Here is a 20,519-nt window from a genome sequence, read left to right as displayed (position 1 = left end):
TCCTTATTCTTTATTTATTTCTTCTGATAATTGAATATAGACCTCTTCAGTCGATTTATCTTCAATTTGCGTCGCCGCATTCGATAAATGACCTCCGCCACCTAATCTTTCCATAATCGTTTGGACGTTAATACTTCCTAAACTTCGTGCGCTAATCCCTACAACAGAATCACTTCTACGGTAGATAACAAAGGAAGCTTCAACACCTTTAACGTCTAGTAAAACATCAGCAGTTTGTGACGCTGTTATATTATCAAAAACTTCTTCATTAGGTCCAATAATAACTGCATAGCCATCTTTGACAAATTTTGTATGCTCTAATAGTTTGTTACGCTCAATTAAGTTTGATAAATCTTCTTTAAGTAAGCGTTGGATTTGAACACGGTCTGCTCCACGAGATTTTAAATAACTTGCTACATCAAAAGTTCTTGAACCTGTTCTTGATGAGAAATTATTCGTATCTACAATCACCCCAGCAAGTAATGCTGTTGCCTCAAACTTATTTAATGCTTCATTCGTATTACGCATATTAATGAAGAATTCAGTAATCAACTCTGATGTTGACGACGCATAAGGTTCGATATATGTCAGGACCGTTTGCTCTGGGAACTCCTCACCACGACGGTGATGGTCAATAATAACCACATCATGTCCATTTATCAATTCTTCAGCTTCACTTAATGACGGACGATGATGATCAACTAAGATTATTAATGTTTCGTCTGTTGTAAATTTCTCAGCATCTTCTTTATTCACGAAGATATCTTCATCCCATAAGTATCGTGCTTGATCTAAAGCCAATAACTGTCGAATGTCTTGGTTAAACTCATCTTCATTAATAAGAATACGAGCCGGAACACCGAAAGATCTGACAATCTTATAAATACCTATTGCAGAGCCCATAGAGTCCATATCAGGGGTTTTATGACCAGATATGAGTATTTGCTCTGCTTGTTGAATTGACGTGCGTAAGGCCTGAAAAACTAAACGTGACTTTATATTTGTACGTTTCTCTGTAGGATTTGTTTTACCACCATAGAATCTCGCTTTACCAGATTTCGATCTTACGACAATTTGATCGCCACCGCGTCCTAGTGCTAAATCTAAGTTAAGTTGCGCTTGGTCTGATAAGTCATCGATACGATAACTTGGTGAATCTGGATAAGATATGCCAATACTAGTTGATAATGGCATATTTCTTAAGGAATTGCGTTCACGCATCTCATCGAAAAACTTAAATTTATCTTTTTCAAGTTTATCAAGCACATATTGGTTTAGAAGTAGAATAAATTTTTCCTCATTGATTCGTTTAGTAAAAACGCCATAGGATTCAGCCCATTCATTGATATCATTCAATATAATAGAGTCAAAATTGGTTGCCTGTTGATCATCGAGTGTTTCTACAATCTCGTTATAGTCATCCAAGAAAAGATAACCGAATACAACTTGATCGAATTTCTTTTGTTCTCGAATCAACACTTCATCTGTTACATCAATCATATATAATGCTTTCACATCTGTTTGGTGTAATACTCGGTAATATCGGTCCATAAAAGGAACGGTATGCCAATGTTTATCAGATTCAATTGCTACCATTTTGTCAAACTCTTTATTTATAGATACTAGTGGTTCTCCAAGTAACTCTTGTGATCCAAACAAATGTTGCATCGCTGGATTGACCCACTTAATGCGATGATTGGAATCTTGACCATATAATAGGATTCCAATAGGAGAGCGGTACATTGCATCTTCCTGTGCACCTCGTACTGATTGAGAGAGGCGACTCGCCATTGTACTTAAGTTACGAATAAAGTTTTCATAATTAAACACAAAAAATACGACAACTGCAATTAATAGTATAAAAAGCATTACACCGATTTCCCAGCGTAACATTAATGCAGCAAGCATAATGATTGTATATAAAATGACTAAACTATAAATTTGCCAACTAATATCTAATGAATGAAATTGTTCAAAGAATGCTTTAAGTCTTTCTTTGTTAAACATATTTCACCTCATCTAATTAATAATATACTAAGTATTTTAACATAATCAATGTTCTAATGCTATTGTTCCGAAGTTTACTAACTTGCTAGAAAATAAGTTAAAAGTTTCATGTGAAACATTTATGTTATGCGTCAATAAAAAAAGAGAGTAGAACACAAGGTCCTACTCTCAGCTAATTAAATTAGTCTTTAATTGTAAATGGAATTAGTGCCATAATACGAGTACGTTTAACTGTTGAAGTTAAAGTACGTTGATGTTTAGCACAAGTACCTGTAACTCGACGAGGTAAAATTTTACCTTTTTCAGATACGAAACGGCTAACTAAATCCACGTCTTTATAATCAGGGTGATCAATATGATTTGCACAGAAAAAACATATTTTTTTTCTGCGTCTTCCACCACGACGTTGTCCCATAAGTGTTATCCTCCTTTATATTTTAAACGAATGTTGAAAGATTAGAATGGTAAGTCATCTTCAGAGATGTCAACTGGCGTGCCATCTTCCATGTTAAATGGTGAGTTACCGAATCCTCCACTATTGTTATTTGAATTATTGTTTTGATATGATGATTGGTTATTGTTGTAGTTGTTTTGTTGGTTTTGAGAGTTGTTATTGTTATAACTTTGTCCGCCACCATAACTACTACTGCTATTATTGTTGCTAGTATCCGCAGGTCTTTGTTCTGTAACTGAACGTGGCTCCAATAAATGGAACTGTTCTACAACTACTTCAGTAACATAGACACGTTGACCTTGTTGGTTTTCGTAATTACGTGTTTGAATACGTCCTTCGACTCCAACTTGAGATCCTTTACGGGTAAAGTTAGCAAAGTTTTCTGCTGATTTACGCCAGATTACGCAACTAATAAAATCGGCTTCACGCTCACCTTGTTGATTAGTAAAATTGCGATTAACGGCTATGGTAAAAGTACCTACTGCAATACCTGACGAAGTAAACTTCAAATCAACTTCTCGTGTCAAACGTCCCACTAATTGAACTGTGTTCACAATTACATCCTCCTTCAAAGTGTTTCACGTGAAACAAATTAAGCTTCTACTTTAGTAATCATAAAACGTAAGATTCCGCGATTGATCGCAGCTAAACGGTCGAATTCGTTGATTCCTGTAGCATCTGAAGCTTCAGCTGTGATTAAATGATAAATTCCTTCTTTATAATCATTAATCTCATATGCTAAGCGACGTTTTGCCCAGTCTTTCGACTCAACAATTGTAGTTCCATTTGCTGTTAAGATACCATCGAAACGTTCTACTAATTCATTTTTCTCGTCTTCGTTTAAGTCAGGTCGGATAATATATAAAATTTCGTATTTTGTTGTTTGGCTCATTTGGCTTGCACCTCCTTTTGGTCTGATGGCCCTAAAAATTTATTAGAGCAAGGAGAGTATAGTTAAATACTCACATCTATGAATTATACAATTATCATCATTTGATTACAAGCTTTATTTGAAAGTTTTTTATGAGATATTTTACATTATTTTCATCTTATTTTAATAAAACCCCTTAGTTTTTATATATTTTGTGATATAATGATCATATCATTAATTAAAAAGGAGCGTTTAAGATGAATCGCATTTATAATTTCTCTGCAGGACCATCTACACTGCCAGTTTCAGTATTAGAAAATGTTAGTAAAAACCTAACAAATTACCAAGGGCAAGGCCTATCCGTTATGGAAATGAGCCACCGATCTCCATCCTACATGGAAATTCATGAGAATGCTAAACAATCATTACGCAACTTAATGAATATTCCAGATACTTACGAAATTTTATTTTTACAAGGTGGGGCATCGACTCAGTTTTCAAGTGTACCATTAAATTTATTAAATCAATCAGGTAAAGCTGATTATATCTTAACAGGAAGTTTCTCTAAAAAAGCTTATAAAGAAGCCATTCGCTACGGTGATATTCAAGTCGCAGCAAGTACTGAAGAGGATGATTTTACATATATTCCAAATAATGACGCTATTAATGTCCGTCCAGATGCTGATTATGTACATTTGTGTTTGAACAATACAATCTATGGAACGCGTTTTAAACCAGAGGAGCTCCCTCAATTTGACAATATTCCTTTAGTCGCTGATATGTCATCGAATATTCTTTCAGAAGAGTATGATGTCACTAAGTTTGGTCTAATCTATGCTGGTGCTCAAAAGAATATGGGACCTGCGGGTCTAACCGTTGTTATTGTGCGTAAAGACCTAGTAGGAAATGCGCAAGATATCACGCCTACAATGCTTGATTATGCGACACAAATAGATAAAGATTCAATGTATAACACACCTCCTACTTTCGCTATTTATGTAGCCGGTCAAGTCTTTGCATGGTTAGAAGAGCAAGGCGGCGTGAAGGCTATCGAAGCTATCAATAAAGAAAAAGCGGCTAAACTTTATGATTACATTGACCAAAGTGATTTATATCAAGGTACAGCTCGTAATGAGAACCGTTCAATTATGAATGTGACTTTTAGAACCGATTCAGAGGATTTAGATAAAGCTTTCGCTAAAGAAGCCCAAGAAAAGGGTCTACATAACTTGAAGGGGCACCGATCAGTCGGTGGCATGCGTGCGAGTATCTATAACGCCATGCCGATGGAAGGTATCGATGCACTCATTAACTTTATGAAGGACTTTGAAAATAATAATAAGCGAGGTACGAAATGAGCTATACAGAAAAAAGATTTAAAATTAAAACATTAAATAATATTGATGCCAATGCATTAAGTAAGCTAACACACGAATTTACTTTAAATCATAGTGATTCCGAAGCAGATGCGATCATTGTAAGAAGTGCTGATATGCATCAGATGGACTTGCCAGAGAATTTAAAATTTGTCGGCCGAGCAGGTTCAGGTGTTAACAATATCCCAATTGATGAATTGACCGAGAAGGGAATTGTTGTTGCAAATGCACCAGGAGCCAACGCAAACGGTGTGAAAGAGTTAGTTCTGTCTGCATTGATCATATCTTCAAGAAATATTGAATCGGCCTTAGATTGGACACAAACACTCATAGGCGAGTCTGATATTGGTTCAAAAGTTGAGGCGGGTAAAAAGCAATTCGTTGGACCCGAATTAGCGGGTAAAAAAATTGGCGTTATTGGTTTAGGTGCCATTGGTGTGCTTGTTGCTAATATGTGTTTAGGCTTAGGAATGGATGTTTATGGTTATGACCCATACTTATCAGTTCAACATGCCCTTGGCTTGAATCCTTCAACAAAAACTCAATATGATATTAATTATATTATGCAAAACTGTGATTACATCACATTGCATATTCCATACAATGACAGTACAAAAAATTACTTAAATGCCGAATTATTAGCTGAAGCCAAAAAAGGACAAATCATTATTAACTGTGCCCGTGGTGGTTTAGTGGACTTAAATGCTTTAGAAGATGCAATTAATAACGGAAGTATAGGTAAATATGTCGTTGATTTCCCAGATGAAAAAACATTAACTATGAAAAATACGATTAATATCCCACATCTCGGTGCATCAACGCCTGAGAGTGAAGCGAATGCAGCAAATATGGTCGTTGATCAAGTGATGGACTACTTAAAAAATGGAAATATTCATCATTCAGTGAATTTTCCAACAATTAATTTTGGTCCAATCCAAACTATAAGTCGTATAACCGTGTTACATCGTAATATTCCGAATATGATTGGTCAAATTACCCATGTGCTTTCTCAACACAATCTGAATATTAACCGATTAACGAACAAACCTCGCAATGGCTGGGCTTGTACCATGATTGATTTAGATGATGATATCGAAGAAAATGATAAAATTGCACTTGAAAATATCGAAGGCGTCGTTCGTGTTCGACATCTTAAACCGTCAACAAACTAAGAAAAATATGCACATAAAAGAAGCGATAAGCTCATCAAATGATGAAAGCTTGTCGCTTCTTTGTTCATTTATTATTCGTTATCTTCATCAAACTCTTCTTCAGTATCTTCTACTGCTTCTGAAATTCTTTCTGATAATTCTTCATTGAGTTCAACATCTTCGGAAGTTACTGACTCACGGTCAACTTTGACGTCATCAATGTGTTCAATGACCTCTTCTTCTGTAGCTTCTTCCTCAGCTGCTGGAATCGTAGCGATCGAACTAACAATAGCGTCGTCATCTAATCGAATCATACGAACACCAAGGGTAGCTCGAGATGTTTGTGAAATCCCACTAACGTGTGATCTGATTACAACACCTTGATCAGTCATAATCATCAAGTCTTCATCACCTTTAACAGTCACGATACCTGATAATTTACCACTCTTCTCAGAAATATTGGACGTTTTCACTCCAAGACCCCCACGGTTTTTAGGAGTATATTCTGAAGCAGGCGTTCGTTTACCATAACCATTTTCAGTTACAACTAAGACTTCGTGCTCATCAGTCAATACGTCAGATCCTACAACATAATCGTCAGCACGTAATTTAATACCACGGACACCTGTGGCAGTACGCCCCATCACACGAACATCATTTTCATTGAAAGTCATAGCGTTTCCGTTATGTGTTCCGATAATAATGTTGTGTTCACCCGTTGTTTCCATAACATTGACTAATTCATCGCCTTCTTTTAAGTTAATAGCGATTAATCCATTTTGACGAATATTATAATAATCTGATGAATCAGTACGTTTTGCTGTACCACTTCGCGTTACAAAGAATAAGTAACTATCAGATTGACCAGATTCTTCGGTTGATTTATTCACTGAAATAATTTGTTTCACTACTTCTCCAGTACCAAGACTAATTAAGTTTACGATTGGTAAACCTTTAGCCTGACGTCCGTATTCTGGAATATCGTACCCTTTAAGGCTGAATACGCGTCCGAGGTTCGTAAAGAATAGTAGGGTATCATGGGTTGAAGCTGAGACAAGTGTTTGAATTTCATCGTTATCTCCTAAGCCCATACCTTTAACACCACGTCCACCACGGTTTTGAACTTGGAATTCATCTTGAGTCATTCGCTTCACATATCCGTTAGCAGTTAAAGCGATTAATACATCTTCTTCATCGATTAAATCTTCGTCATCGATGTTCATTAATTCCCCAATTTGTAATTCTGTTCGACGTTCATCGCCAAAACGTGTTTTTAAATCTGTTAATTCATCTTCAATAATTTCAAACATACGCTCTTGGTTACTTAAAATCTCAGTTAAGCGTTCAATCAATGCGAGTAAATCATTGTGTTCTTTCTCAATTTTTTCACGTTCTAAGCCAGTTAAACGAACTAAACGCATATCGAGTATCGCTTGTGCTTGGACATCTGTAAGTCCGTAATTTTCGATTAATTGTGTTTTAGCTGTCTCACCATCACGAGATGAACGGATAATCGTAATAATTTCATCAATATGATCTAAAGCAATCAATAATCCTTGTAAGATATGGTCACGATTTTCTGCTTTTCGTTTCTCGAATTCAGTTCTACGACGAATCACTTCAATTTGGTGATCTAAATACTTATCAAGAATATCTTTAATACCTAGGACTTTAGGTACGCCACTATCAATCGCAAGCATATTAAAACCAAATGATACTTGCATTGGTGTGTATTTATATAAGTTATTCAATACAACACTGGCAGAAACATCACGTCTTACCTCGATGACAACTCGCGTCCCTTCACGAGCAGACTCATCGTTGGCATAAGTAATTCCTTCAATCCGTTTCTCACGCGCTAATTCAGCAATACGTTTAACTAAATTTGCTTTGTTTACTCCATAGGGTAATTCTGAAACGATAATTCGTTCACGATCGTTACCGATGGGTTCAATATCTACTTTAGAACGGATAATGATTTTTCCTTTACCTGTTTTATAGGCTTTACGAATACCTGATTTACCCATAACGATACCACCAGTTGGGAAATCTGGACCAGGAATATGTTCCATTATTTCTTCGACAGTAATTTCTGGATTGTGCATTAGCGCAATCACACCATCAATGACTTCACCTAAATTATGTGGCGGAATATTTGTTGCCATCCCAACAGCAATACCAGCCGCACCGTTTACCAATAGGTTAGGGAAACGAGCAGGTAATACGACTGGCTCTTTTTCTTCTTGAGAATAGTTTTCTTGAAAATCAATAGTATCTTTATTAATATCACGAAGCATTTCTAAGGCAATTTTCGACATACGTGCTTCCGTATAACGCATTGCCGCTGCTCCATCACCATCGACTGAACCAAAGTTCCCATGTCCATCCACGAGTAATTGACGGTAACTAAATGGCTGTGCCATACGTACCATCGCTTCATAGATTGCTGAGTCCCCATGGGGGTGATATTTCCCCATAACATCCCCAACAATACGTGCAGATTTCTTATGTGGTTTATCAGGGGTAACTCCTAATTCATTCATCCCATATAAAATACGGCGCTGAACGGGTTTTAATCCATCACGTACATCTGGAAGAGCACGTGAGACAATAACACTCATAGCATAGTCAAGGAATGACGTTCGCATTTCATCTGGGAGATTAATTGATTCAATTTCGCGGTGATTATCTCCGAAAATTTCACTCATATTTTTATTCCTTTCTGTTTATGAGACATAGATATGTAATCGCTATTAAGTATCTAAGTTTTGTACATAAACGGCATTTTCTTCAATAAATTCACGACGTGGTGGAACTTCGTCCCCCATAAGCATTTCCATAACATCATTTGCAATCTCAGCATCGTCAATCGTTACACGTAGTAAGCGACGATTTTCTGGATTCATTGTTGTATCCCACAGTTGCTCGTAGTCCATCTCTCCAAGACCTTTATAACGTTGTAGAGAGTAACGCGCATCTGGATTTTCTGCTTGCCATGTGCGTAATTGTTCGTCTGTATCAAGATACAATTCTTTTTTACCTTGTTTAATTTGATACAGAGGCGGTTGAGCGATATAAATATAGCCCGCTTCTAATAAAGGACGCATATAACGGAAAATTAAAGTTAATAATAGCGTACGAATATGTGCACCATCGACATCCGCATCGGTCATCAAAATTAATTTATGATAACGTGCTTTTGTTACATCAAATTCAGCACCGAAACCTGTTCCCATTGCCGTAAATAATGAGCGGATTTCTTCGTTGTTTAAGATACGATCCATTGACGCTTTTTCAACGTTAAGAATTTTACCACGAATGGGTAAAATTGCTTGATACATTCTTGAACGCCCTTGTTTCGCTGATCCACCGGCAGAGTCACCCTCCACGATAAATAATTCACTTTTTTCTGGATCACGACTTGAACAGTCAGCTAACTTACCTGGTAAGTTAGCAATTTCTAAGCCAGATTTCTTACGTGTCATTTCACGGGCACGTTTTGCAGCGTTTCTTGCGCGTGAAGCTAAAATCCCTTTTTCGATAATGATTTTAGCTACTTTTGGATTTTCTAATAAGAAAGATTCGTAATTAGACGAGAAAAGACGGTCTGTAATTGTACGAACTTCAGAGTTACCAAGTTTCGTCTTTGTTTGTCCCTCAAATTGTGGGTCTGGATGTTTAACAGATAAGACAATAGTTAAACCTTCTCGAGTATCATCTCCAGATAAATTATCATCTGAGTCTTTTAGTAAGTTATTTGAACGTGCATAATCATTGATGACACGCGTTAATCCAGCTTTTAATCCAGATTCATGTGTTCCACCTTCGTGGGTATGAATATTATTAGCAAAAGATAGAATTTTAGTTGCGTAATCGGTTGTATATTGTAAAGCAATCTCAACTTGAATCCCGTCAGATTCACCTTCTAAGTAAATTGGTTTCTCATGTAAAACTTGCTTGTCTTCATTGATATATTCAACAAAACTTTGAATACCACCTTCGTAGAAGAAACTATCTGATTCTTCACGCTCTTCACGTTTATCTTCTAGACTAATACGTAAACCTTTATTTAAGAAAGCTAATTCACGAATACGTTCTTTTAAGATATTGTATTTAAAGTCCGTTGTATCAGTAAAAATCGTAGGATCGGCTTTAAAGTTTACTTTTGTTCCTGTATGTTCAGATGTCCCGACGATTTCCAATTCTTTCGCGATATTCCCGCGTTCAAATTCTTCACGGTATACTTTACCATTACGTGAAACTTCAACGTATAAGTGAGTAGACAGCGCGTTTACGACTGCTGCACCTACCCCGTGAAGTCCTCCGGAAACTTTATAACCGCCACCACCGAATTTACCTCCTGAGTGAAGCATCGTAAAGACGGTCTCAACAGCGGGACGACCCGTTTTTTCTTGAGTATCTACTGGAATTCCACGACCATTATCGGTAACTGTAATTGTATTATCCGCTTCGATAACGACTTCGATATGATCACTATAACCTGCAAGTGCCTCGTCAATTGAATTATCAACGATTTCCCACACTAAGTGATGTAAACCATCAATACTTGTCGTACCTATATACATACCCGGACGCTTACGAACCGCTTCAAGACCTTCAAGGACTTGAATCTGATTCGCGTCATAGTTTTGTTCATTAATATTATCTGGCATGTTCTACTCTCCTTCTTCGGTAATCTGCCCATCTTCAACATACAAGATTTGTGCATGTTCTAATTGTGTCAGGTTTAACCCTTTAATTGTAGCTGTCGTCAGGAATGTTTGAACTTTCCCTTCAATCTGGCTCATTAATATATGTTGTCGATTATCATCTAATTCAGATAAGACATCATCCAATAGTAAAATTGGATATTCTCCAATCCGATTATTTAGCCATTCAATCTCAGCTAACTTCAAAGATAGGACAATTGTTCTTTGCTGTCCTTGCGATGCGAAGTTTTGTGCATCTTTTTCATTCAATGCAAAATACAAATCATCACGATGGGGCCCATAAGCGGTAACGCCCCGTTCTTTTTCTCTTTCTAGAGAATTTTCATATAAACGATGGAATTGTTGGTCAAGTGTATCTAATTGCTCATAATCTAACTTCGATGTACTGCTCTTATATTCCAAACTCAAAATATCACGTTGATTTGAAAGTGACTTATGAATAGGGCGAGCAAGTTCATCAAGAGCTTCTACAAATTCAATTCGATAAGTAATGATTTCAACCGCTTTTTCGATAAGTTGGTCCGTAATCACATCAAAATAAACTGGATCGAATTGTTTTTTGTAGCCATTTTCTTTTAAATAGCGATTGCGCTGCTTTAAAATGCGATTGTAATCCAGAAGTGCTTGTAAATAAACTGGATGAGATTGTCCCAACTCAGAATCTAAAAATTTACGTCTCAAACTAGGAGAGCCTTTAATTAACTGAAGATCCTCCGGTGCAAATAAAACGACATTTAATTTTCCGATAAAATGACTTAGCTTTGCTTGTTCAATATGGTTTACCTTAGCAATTTTACCTTTAGGGCCTAAAGACAGTGACAAAGGAAAGTCATAATTTTTGGTTTCAATTGTCGCTTCAACTTGAGCGTAAGATTCACCCCAACGAATTAACTCATTATCATGGTTGGTCCGATGACTTTTTGCCATGGATAACAAAAAAATCGCCTCAAGGAGATTGGTTTTTCCTTGGGCATTTTCACCAGTTAAAATCGTTAAGCCGTCATTAAATGTTAAGTCAAGCAATTCATAATTACGATAATTTTTTAGTTGTAGTTGCTTTACTTTCATTAATCTCTATTTTTAATGAATACTTTTACTTCCTCGTGAGGGAATTCGATGACATCGCCTTCGCGTAATTTACGTCCACGGCGTTGTTCCTCTTCATCATTTACATAGACAAAATATTCACTTAAATACCATTTTGCCATTCCACCACTTTGGATAATATCAGTAATTTTTAAAACTTGACCTAAAGTTACATACTCCGTCGTAATTTCTATTACACGTTCATCCATTTTTTATCACCCAATCAGCATATTTATTCTCTTATATTATACCTTTAAATCGCCTAAACATCAAATTTAATAGCTATTTTTACGTCATTTTAGCTTTTAAATACATTATTAGGTAGAAAAGCTTATTTTTTAACATTTACCCAAAACCGGCTATTTTTTGTATTTATGGAAAATGACTGGTTTGGCAACTAATTTTAAAATAATTCTTCTCGCTTAGAAAAGTTATGCACATGGGGATAACTTTTCTAAGCGAAACTACTTATTTTCGCAACAGTTCATTATAACTTAGTTGCTCGTTTCAGACAACTTAATATAAAAAAACTCCTAATCTTACTAACCGCTTGGGCTAGATAAGACAGGAGTTTCATTTCAAAATTAGTGCGTACGAATTGGTGTTAATAATTGCAGTAATTCATTGTTAGGTGTCTCACTTTTCTCAAGTGCTGAAATTAATAAAGGACGGACACTTGAAGTAAAGCCAACATTAATGTCCACACCACTAAATGAGCGTAAAGCATCTTTCATATAATCAGGGTTAAATGAAATTTTAATTGGTTCACCTGTGATTGATTTGGCACTGATTGATTCATTCGCGGAACCTAAACTGCTTCCTTGAACAGATAAATCAATGTTGTCATCGGTAATGTCTAATTGAACGACATTATTTTTACCTTGGTGTGACATTAAACTTGCACGGTCAATGGCGTGTAAGAATTGATCTGCGTTTAAGACAATTTCAGTTGTATGTGACGATGGTAATAAACGATCTGTATCAGGATAATTTCCTTCAAGTAAACGAGAATAAATTGTTAAGTTCTCAATTAAGAAGATAACTTGTTGTTCTGTCACAATCATTTCAATCGTTTGATCATCTTGAACAATACGTTCTAATTCATTCAATGTTTTCTTAGGTATCGTGATTGCTTCAAAGTTAGCTTGATCCGTTGTAAATTCAACAGGGATTTGGCGACGACTAAGTCGGTGACTATCTGTAGCAACACCTGTAATGTGACCTTCGTTCATCATTAAGTGAACCCCTGTTAAAACAGGACGGCTTTCTTGATTTGATGCTGAGAAGATTGTTTGACTAATTAATTCTTTAAATAATACCGTTGGTAAGTTGATCTTACGATCTGATTCAATCTCAGGTAAGCGAGGGTATGATTGTCCATCTGTACCGTTCAATGAGAAAATCGCTTCTCCTGAAGTAGCTGTTAGTATGAATTGCTCATTTGTTTCGATCGTCACTTTAGTTGTAGGTAGTTTACGTACAATATCATTAAAAATTCTAGCTGTTACAACGATACTACCAGTTTCTTCAATTTCTAAACCTAAAGAATCATCTTGTACTGATAAGAAACTCTCAATAGATATCTCAGCATCAGAACCAATTAAAGTAATACCTTCTTTTGTCGCTGTAATTTTTATACCAGTTAAAATAGGGATTGTTGCTTTCGAGGGAATTGCTCGAGATACATCAATCAATTGTGCAGTAAATGCTGCTCTTCCAATAGTAAATTTCATATCGTCACTCCTTATATATATATATTATATATTAATAAATAAGTAATAGTAGTAGTAGGGGCTGTTAATTCTGTGCATAATCATCTTTGATGCATGAATGTAAGCCAAAATGCTTGTTCGTCGACATGTGCATAAGTCCAGAGTTCAGGCACAACTTATACACATGTTAATAATTTATCTTTGAAGTCTTTGCTTCAATTGATTGATTTCATTCTTCAATTGAATGTCTGTTTCAATCTCATCTGTGATTTTATCATAGGCATGAATGACGGTTGTATGGTTTTTATTCCCAAAGTCTTCTCCGATTTTAGGGAAAGACATTTCCGTTAACTCACGTGTTAGATACATCGCTACTTGGCGCGGGAAGACAATATTTTTAGTTCTTTTTTTACCACGAATGTCTTCAGGCGTAATCTGATAATAGCGACTGACATATTCTATGACTTCATCTGGTGTCAGAGGCTTCGCTTCGCCTTTATTAATGATATTATGTAAGGCTGAGGCAGCAAGTTCGGTATCAATTTCTTTTCCTTGAATGGCTGCATAAGCAATCACTCGCACTAAGGCACCTTCTAATTCACGAATGTTAGTGTCGACGTTATTTGCAATATACGTTAGTGTATCTGGGCTCACATCCAATTGCTCGCTCGACGCTTTTTTACGAAGAATCGCAATTCGTGTCTCTAAATCAGGCGGAGTAATGTCCGTGGATAAGCCCCATTTAAAGCGACTTATTAAACGTTCTTCCAAATTTGTAATGTTGTTCGGTAGACGATCACTCGTTAGAACAATTTGCTTATTATTATTATAAAGCTCATTAAATGTATGGAAAAACTCTTCTTGAGTCTTATCTTTCTTAGATAAAAATTGTATGTCATCTATCAATAGAACATCAATTTCACGGTACATACTTCTAAACTCTGCTTGAGACCCGTCACGAATCGCTGTAATAAAGTCATTCATGAATGATTCACTGGTAGAGTATTTAATTCTTGCTGAGGGTTGCTTACGTTTGATCTCATTACCAATTGCTTGCATTAAGTGAGTTTTACCTAAACCAACGCCTCCATATATTAATAGAGGATTGTAGGTTTTACCTGGCGAATCAACGACTGCTAAAGCCGCTCCATTAGCCATCTTATTACCTTCACCGATAACAAATGTCTCAAACACGTAATTTGGGTTTAACTGTGATTCTGAGAAGTCACCTGTATCTTCGACCTCAGGTACGACTTTCTTAGCTTGATTCGATTCACGTTGATCTTCGGGTACGATTACAAAAGTCGGCGTATATTCTAAACCATACACTTCAAGACTAAACTGAATGACGTAACCAGATAGATGTCTTTCCCAATAGTTTTTGGTTAGAGCATTTGGTACAGCTAAAGTGATTGTCTGATCTCCAATCCGAGTTGGATAGACTGGTGCAACCCAATTATCGAATGATTGATCGGACAGGCGTTCACTTATATAGTGCTGGCAATCCCTCCAAAATTTTTCTTTTTCTTCCATTAGATTCAATTCCTCTCAATTACCGAAAACAAATTTCACCATATAATTATAAGTAAAATAATTTTAGCATACTATGAGTTTTCCACAAGCTATAAAAACAAAAATAAGTTATGCACTCATGCACATTTGAGTTATCAACAGGTGAAAAAGAACTGTGCATAAGTGAATTAAAATAGAGTTATCAACACCCAGTTGTGGATAAGTTAGTCTCAATACTTGCCTATCTTATCACATTCTAAAAAGTTATGCACTAAATCTGAGTGAAATTATACACACAATAAACACCTTGTTGATATGTTCATAACTCAAAGGAAAACTTGTGGATAAAAAAATATACATTTTAACTTATGCACAAGGTGAAATGAGTTGTGGATAAGTTTGTTTATAAGTTTCATTGTGTATGTTAAAATGTATAACGTAAAATAAAAGCAGATAGAATTTATTTGAAAAAATAATTAATTAATAACTTGACAATCTTCCCTTACTTCTATAAAATATTTGAGTATTGTACACATATTGCATTTAGGAGGTGTATACCATGACAAAAAGAACTTATCAACCAAAGAAACGTAAACGTAGTAGAGTACATGGATTCCGTAAGAGAATGAGTACTAAAAACGGCCGTAATGTTTTAAAAAGACGTCGTCTAAAAGGACGTAAGAAAATATCAGCATAATAATAATGATATTTATTGCAAGCATTCATCTAATTTCGCGAAAAGATCGTTGGATTAGATGAATGCTTGTTTTTTTTGTATTAATATAGTTGAAACGACAGAAACCGTTTTTCTTTTAGTAGAAAATTCGCTATAATGAAAGACAGTGAATGTCAAGAATTTAGATGAATGAGGGAAGTTTGTGAGAAAAGAATATCGTGTAAAAAAAGAATATGAGTTTCAACGGGCATTTCGTGAAGGGGAATCCGTAGCCAATCGGCAGTTAGTGCTTTATGTTTATCCGAAACCTGAACAAGCACATTTTCGTGTCGGATTATCGGTTGGTAAGAAGATTGGGAATGCGGTTGAAAGAAATCAAGTTAAGCGCTACATTCGACAAGCTTTGTTAGAATTAGAGCCTGCGATACAATCAGATATCGATTTTCTTTTGATCGCACGAAAAGATATTCAAACAAAGACTTTCCACGAAGTAAAAAGTTCGATTATTCACGTTATGAATATAGCGGGGATTCTTGATAAAAAGAATCCAATAATAAATAAAAAGTAGGAGGCATCAATGAAAAAATATAATAAATGGCTCAAAGTCTTAGTATTACTAGGTTTTGTAGTTTTTCTGACAGCATGTGGTTCCACACAAGAGGCAGTCAATGCTGAAAGTACTGGTTTATGGGATCGTTATATTATTTATAATTTATCTCAACTGATTCTATGGTTATCTAATTTATTTGGTGGTAGCTATCCTTTAGGTATTGCAGTCTTTACGATAATTATTCGTGCATTATTACTACCATTATTCCAAATGCAAATTAAAACACAGCGCAAAACACAAGAGCTGCAACCGGAATTAGATGCAATTAAAGCTAAATATCCTAACAAAGACCGTGCTTCAATGGAAGCAATGCAAGAAGAGCAACAAGCTTTAATGCAAGACCGCGGTGTAAATCAATTTGCTGGATGTTTACCAATGTTAATTCAACTACCAGTAATGATGGCACTTTATCAAGCAATCTTAAGAACAGAAGAATTACGTCAAAGTAACTTCTTATGGATGAACTTAGGACAACCTGACCCATACTTTGTCTTACCTGTCATTGCTGCTCTATTAACATTTGCAACAACTTACTTCTCAATGAAGAGTAATCCTGTGCAAAATACTATGACGAAAAGTATGACATTTGTTTCACCATTAATGATCTTATTAATTGGTTTCACACTACCAAGTGCCATTGCTTTATACTGGGTAATTTCAAATGCCTTTACACTAGCTCAAACATTTATCTTTAATAATCCATACAAGATTATTGCTGAGCGTGAAGCAAAAGCAGAAGCTGAAAAAGAAAAACAACGAGAATTAAAACGTCAATTACGACGTGCCACTAGTAAAAAGAAATAGAAGTCTCGAAAGGAAGATACGATGTTAGAACACAGTACAACTGTTAGAGCTGAGACGGTTGATAAAGCAATCGAAAAAGGATTAGCCGAACTGAACATCTCACGTTCTGAAGCAGAAATTCATGTTATTAGTGAAGGTAAAAAAGGATTATTTGGTTTTGGTAAGCAAGATGCCATTGTTGAAGTAACAGCGAAAAATGAGTTATCATTATCAGAAATTACTGAACAATTGGAAGAAGAGCAAAAAGTAAAATCAGATACAACAGAGACTCCCGTTGAAGCCGAACCGATGGTTGTTGAAGTTGACGAAGATATTAAAATCACTGAAGTGAAAGAACAACCTAAAGAAAAAGTTGCTCCAAAATCAGAAGTGGTTGAAGCAAAAGCGGTTGAAGAAACTGTGACTGAAGAACCAGTTAAAAAAGAAGTGAAAAAACCTCAACCAAAACCTTCTGTAGAAGCTGAAAAAGAAGTAAAAGCTGAAGCAGTAACTGAATCAAAATCAGATGAAGACGACCAACAAGAGACATTCACAATTGAAGAAGCAAGTCAGAAAGTGGCAGTCTACATTCAAGAAGTGATTCAATCCTACGGTGCGCAAGCTGATGTGGAGTTTGAAATATCACGTTCACAAGTGATGTTTAATATTGAAACGGATAAATCAGGCTTAGTTATTGGTAAGCATGGTAAAATCATTAATTCCCTTCAGATTTTATCGCAAACTTACTTCCAAAGCTTATACCGTCGCCGCACATCTATTCTATTGAATGTGGGTGATTACCGTAATCGTCGCGCAAATGTCCTGAGACAAATTGCTCAACGAACGGCAGATGAAGTATTAGAGACGAAACAAACCGTAATCTTAGATCCTTTACCAGCATATGAACGTAAGCAAATTCACGCACATTTAGCAAGAATTGATCGAATTAAAACACACTCAGAAGGTAAAGAACCAAATCGTTATTTAGTAGTAGAATATAAATAAGTGAATTCACACAAAAAAGCTAGGACTTCGGTCCTAGCTTTTTTATTTGGAGGTGATTTTATTAGTTACACGCTTCATTTGAGAGTAGTAATGCTTGTAAAGTACAGAGAATTTACTTCGTTCACTTTCATTCCAAGGTTTATTTTTACCACAAAAGTGTAAGATAACGGTATTATCCATAATCCAATCATAGGAAATCTCTTTTTGACTCATTATTTCATAAAGAAAAGGTAATCTTGAATCAAAATTATATAATTCATCAGGTAGAGGTAAGACTTGGTCTCCATATAGACCATTTAGTACATCTTGATCGGGCATAAGCAAGAAGTCATGATTTTCCATTATGAAATTATAGATGGTTTCACTTTTCACTTTTTGTCGAATCAAAGCTAAATTCATCAGTAGAACACCGGAATTAAAATAGCTTTTCAATTCACGATTACCTAAGCGTAGACGGTTTATAGTATCCGTTACTTCTAAACGAGTATGGCTAGACGCTGCATAGAGATAATCATTAATATTTTGATTATATAACAAGGATAAATCATTAATACACAAAACATCAGCATCTAAATATAGAATCTTATCAAGATCTGAAGGAAGAAATTCATGGGCTAGCAATCTATAATAGATTGATTCGGGCCATCTTTCACTAGCGGGAGCGTTTTGGAATATATTCTTTCCGATAATAATAGGCTTATATTCCATTTGGAGTTGCTGACAAAATTTATGAATTAACTTGTTATCTTTTAATTCTTCTTTTTGAAGTACATAGACAACATACGATTCTTCTTTTGTATTATTTCTAATGGAAAATAAGGTAGTAAGGAGTGGTTCCGTAAAATTATCAGAAATTGAAAATAATAGATTCATCTTAAAAGCCTCCATTTTTACTGTTGAATCGATTATACCAAAATTAGAGCTAGTTGGATATGAAGGAATAGTTATTATAAAGTTCGATACAATAAGATGCCTTAACATTAAATTTACATAAACTTTACATAGAAAGACCAATCTTTACATAATATTTACGTTAAATTAATATCCACTTTATATGATAAAAGTCGGAAATGAATGCAGGGTTGTTGCGTTTCTAAAATTAATTATAAGGAGGAATTGTATCTTGAATACAATTAAAAAAGTTTTTACATTTATTATTTTAGCCATATTATTTGTGGGTAACTTAGGATTAACTGCAACAGGTGTTTATGCTCAGGAGCCTGTTGAATTAGTTTTCTGGCATGGAATGGGTGGTAATGCTGGTGAAGCATTACAAAGATTAGTTGATGAATTCAATGAATCTCAAGATGGTATTATTGTTAATGCACAATATCAAGGAACTTATGATGAGACGTTAACAAAATTACGCTCATCTGCTTCAGGTTCTGAAGTAGGGGCAGATATTGTACAAGTATTCGAATTAGGAACAACATTCATGATTGATTCAGGTTTAACTGTTCCAGTTCAAGAATTCATTGATTCAAGTGGTTATGATATCTCTCAAATCGAACCTAACTTAGCTGCATACTATACAATTGATGGTCAATTAAACTCTATGCCATTCAACTCTTCAACTCCAATAATGTATTATAACGCTGACATTTTTGAAGCAGCAGGTATTGAAGAAGCACCTAGTTCTTTAGCAGAAATCATTGAAATTTCACCACAATTACAAGAAGCTGGAGCAGCAATGCCAATCTCTCTACAAATCTACGGTTGGTATTTAGAACAATGGTTCTCTAAACAAGAAGAAGATATCTATGACAACGGTAATGGACGTGAAGGCGCGCCAACTGAAACTGTATTCGTTGAAAACGGAGCAATGGAAAAAACTATCTCTAAATGGTTAGAAGGTATGGAAGCCGGAGCAATCCCTAACGTAGGACGTACAGGTGGACAACCTGAATTCGTAGCTGGACAATCAGCAATTACAATTGGTTCTACTGCAAGTTTACGTCAAATCTTAACAGAAGTTGACGGACGTTTTGAAGTAGGTACTGCTTACTTCCCAGGTGTTGACGAAGATGACCAAGGTGGCGTTTCAATCGGTGGAGCTTCATTATGGATGATCGAATCTGTTGACGACGCTAAGAAACAAGCAACTTGGGAATTCATTGAATTCTTAATTTCACCAGAATCACAAGCGAAATGGAACCGTGATACAGGATACTTCCCAATCACAACAGCAACTCACGAAGAGCAAGTATTCTTAGATAACTTAGCTGAGTTCCCGCAATTCCAAACAGCGATTGACCAATTACATGAGTCAACTACTGAATCTCAAGGAGCATTATCTGGTGTGAACCAAGAAGCACGTCAAATTTATGAGAATGAATTAGAAAACTTATTAAATGGTTCAACAGACGCAGCTGGAGCAACTCAATCGATGGCTGATCAAGTAAACGCAGCAATTGAAAACTACAACGCAGCTAACCAATAATATTCTTTAATATAAGAACGATTCAATAGGAGACAATTACTTAATCTTAGTTTAAAAACTAAGAAGTGGTTGTATCCTATTGTAATTTTATAGAAGTACATTTAAT

The 20,519-nt window shown here is 35.6% G+C and carries 18 protein-coding genes; 7 read left to right on the top strand and 11 right to left on the bottom strand.

The window, feature by feature from the left end; genetic code table 11:
• Window positions 1-3: 3 nt before the first annotated feature.
• The 4 genes from ACEN31_RS01160 to rpsF all read right to left on the bottom strand — a co-directional run bounded on the left by ACEN31_RS01160 (window position 4) and on the right by rpsF (window position 3,353).
• A complete protein-coding gene (locus tag ACEN31_RS01160) occupies window positions 4-2,007 on the bottom strand; it encodes a DHH family phosphoesterase (RefSeq protein ID WP_407108346.1) in 2,004 nt (667 codons plus the stop codon).
• A gap of 181 nt (window positions 2,008-2,188) precedes the next feature.
• A complete protein-coding gene (gene rpsR, locus ACEN31_RS01155; protein WP_407108345.1) occupies window positions 2,189-2,422 on the bottom strand; it encodes a 30S ribosomal protein S18 in 234 nt (77 codons plus the stop codon).
• Window positions 2,423-2,463: 41 nt separating this feature from the next.
• Complete coding sequence (ssb, locus tag ACEN31_RS01150; protein WP_197104116.1) at window positions 2,464-3,018, bottom strand: single-stranded DNA-binding protein; 555 nt, start codon at window positions 3,016-3,018, stop codon at window positions 2,464-2,466.
• A gap of 35 nt (window positions 3,019-3,053) precedes the next feature.
• Window positions 3,054-3,353: a 30S ribosomal protein S6 gene (gene rpsF, locus ACEN31_RS01145; protein ID WP_138403758.1), complete on the bottom strand. Its 300-nt coding sequence runs from the start codon at window positions 3,351-3,353 to the stop codon at window positions 3,054-3,056.
• A 236-nt stretch (window positions 3,354-3,589) separates the two neighbouring features.
• Between rpsF and serC the strand changes: the two genes are divergently transcribed.
• Complete coding sequence (gene serC, locus ACEN31_RS01140) at window positions 3,590-4,690, top strand: 3-phosphoserine/phosphohydroxythreonine transaminase (RefSeq protein ID WP_407108344.1); 1,101 nt, start codon at window positions 3,590-3,592, stop codon at window positions 4,688-4,690.
• Complete coding sequence (locus ACEN31_RS01135) at window positions 4,687-5,880, top strand: 3-phosphoglycerate dehydrogenase family protein (RefSeq protein WP_407108342.1); 1,194 nt, start codon at window positions 4,687-4,689, stop codon at window positions 5,878-5,880. Before serC ends, ACEN31_RS01135 begins: the two co-directional genes overlap by 4 nt.
• A 71-nt stretch (window positions 5,881-5,951) precedes the next feature.
• On the opposite strand, the gene gyrA is transcribed toward ACEN31_RS01135, so the two are convergent.
• The 6 genes from gyrA to dnaA form a co-directional block, all read right to left on the bottom strand.
• Window positions 5,952-8,567, bottom strand: a complete 2,616-nt coding sequence (gene gyrA / locus ACEN31_RS01130; protein ID WP_407108340.1) for a DNA gyrase subunit A — start codon at window positions 8,565-8,567, stop codon at window positions 5,952-5,954.
• Between the two features lie 45 nt (window positions 8,568-8,612).
• Entirely contained in the window at window positions 8,613-10,532 is a 1,920-nt protein-coding gene (gyrB, locus tag ACEN31_RS01125; RefSeq protein ID WP_407108339.1) for a DNA topoisomerase (ATP-hydrolyzing) subunit B, read from the bottom strand.
• A gap of 3 nt (window positions 10,533-10,535) precedes the next feature.
• Window positions 10,536-11,657, bottom strand: a complete 1,122-nt coding sequence (gene recF / locus ACEN31_RS01120) for a DNA replication/repair protein RecF (RefSeq protein ID WP_407108338.1) — start codon at window positions 11,655-11,657, stop codon at window positions 10,536-10,538.
• On the bottom strand, window positions 11,657-11,884 hold the full coding sequence (yaaA, locus tag ACEN31_RS01115) for a S4 domain-containing protein YaaA (protein ID WP_138403764.1): 228 nt from the start codon (window positions 11,882-11,884) through the stop codon (window positions 11,657-11,659). Before yaaA ends, recF begins: the two co-directional genes overlap by 1 nt.
• A gap of 375 nt (window positions 11,885-12,259) precedes the next feature.
• Window positions 12,260-13,408 carry a DNA polymerase III subunit beta gene (dnaN, locus tag ACEN31_RS01110; protein WP_407108336.1) on the bottom strand — a complete coding sequence of 383 codons (1,149 nt, stop codon included), beginning with the start codon at window positions 13,406-13,408 and terminating at the stop codon, window positions 12,260-12,262.
• Between the two features lie 174 nt (window positions 13,409-13,582).
• Window positions 13,583-14,920 (bottom strand): chromosomal replication initiator protein DnaA, encoded by a 1,338-nt coding sequence (gene dnaA, locus ACEN31_RS01105; protein ID WP_197104081.1) that lies wholly within the window; start codon window positions 14,918-14,920, stop codon window positions 13,583-13,585.
• Between the two features lie 538 nt (window positions 14,921-15,458).
• On the opposite strand from dnaA, the gene rpmH reads away from it, so the two are divergent.
• The 4 genes from rpmH to jag all read left to right on the top strand — a co-directional run bounded on the left by rpmH (window position 15,459) and on the right by jag (window position 17,973).
• Window positions 15,459-15,596, top strand: a complete 138-nt coding sequence (rpmH, locus tag ACEN31_RS01100) for a 50S ribosomal protein L34 (protein WP_138403767.1) — start codon at window positions 15,459-15,461, stop codon at window positions 15,594-15,596.
• 181 nt (window positions 15,597-15,777) lie between these two features.
• Window positions 15,778-16,143: a ribonuclease P protein component gene (rnpA, locus tag ACEN31_RS01095; protein WP_218930368.1), complete on the top strand. Its 366-nt coding sequence runs from the start codon at window positions 15,778-15,780 to the stop codon at window positions 16,141-16,143.
• A 9-nt stretch (window positions 16,144-16,152) separates the two neighbouring features.
• On the top strand, window positions 16,153-16,989 hold the full coding sequence (gene yidC / locus ACEN31_RS01090; RefSeq protein WP_407089864.1) for a membrane protein insertase YidC: 837 nt from the start codon (window positions 16,153-16,155) through the stop codon (window positions 16,987-16,989).
• Between the two features lie 21 nt (window positions 16,990-17,010).
• Entirely contained in the window at window positions 17,011-17,973 is a 963-nt protein-coding gene (jag, locus tag ACEN31_RS01085) for an RNA-binding cell elongation regulator Jag/EloR (RefSeq protein ID WP_407093784.1), read from the top strand.
• 42 nt (window positions 17,974-18,015) lie between these two features.
• Here jag and ACEN31_RS01080 read toward each other — a convergent pair whose 3' ends face one another.
• Entirely contained in the window at window positions 18,016-18,861 is an 846-nt protein-coding gene (locus ACEN31_RS01080; RefSeq protein ID WP_407089861.1) for a glycosyltransferase family 8 protein, read from the bottom strand.
• A gap of 235 nt (window positions 18,862-19,096) precedes the next feature.
• Here ACEN31_RS01080 and ACEN31_RS01075 point away from each other — a divergent pair, with 235 nt between their 5' ends.
• Complete coding sequence (locus ACEN31_RS01075; protein ID WP_407089860.1) at window positions 19,097-20,413, top strand: ABC transporter substrate-binding protein; 1,317 nt, start codon at window positions 19,097-19,099, stop codon at window positions 20,411-20,413.
• Window positions 20,414-20,519 lie beyond the last annotated feature (106 nt).

This window comes from Ruoffia sp. FAM 26255 (genome assembly GCF_045528525.1).
Lineage (GTDB): Bacteria > Bacillota > Bacilli > Lactobacillales > Aerococcaceae > Ruoffia > Ruoffia tabacinasalis.
Note: the sequence above shows the minus strand (reverse complement) of the source record. Positions and strands in the feature narration are given on the sequence as shown.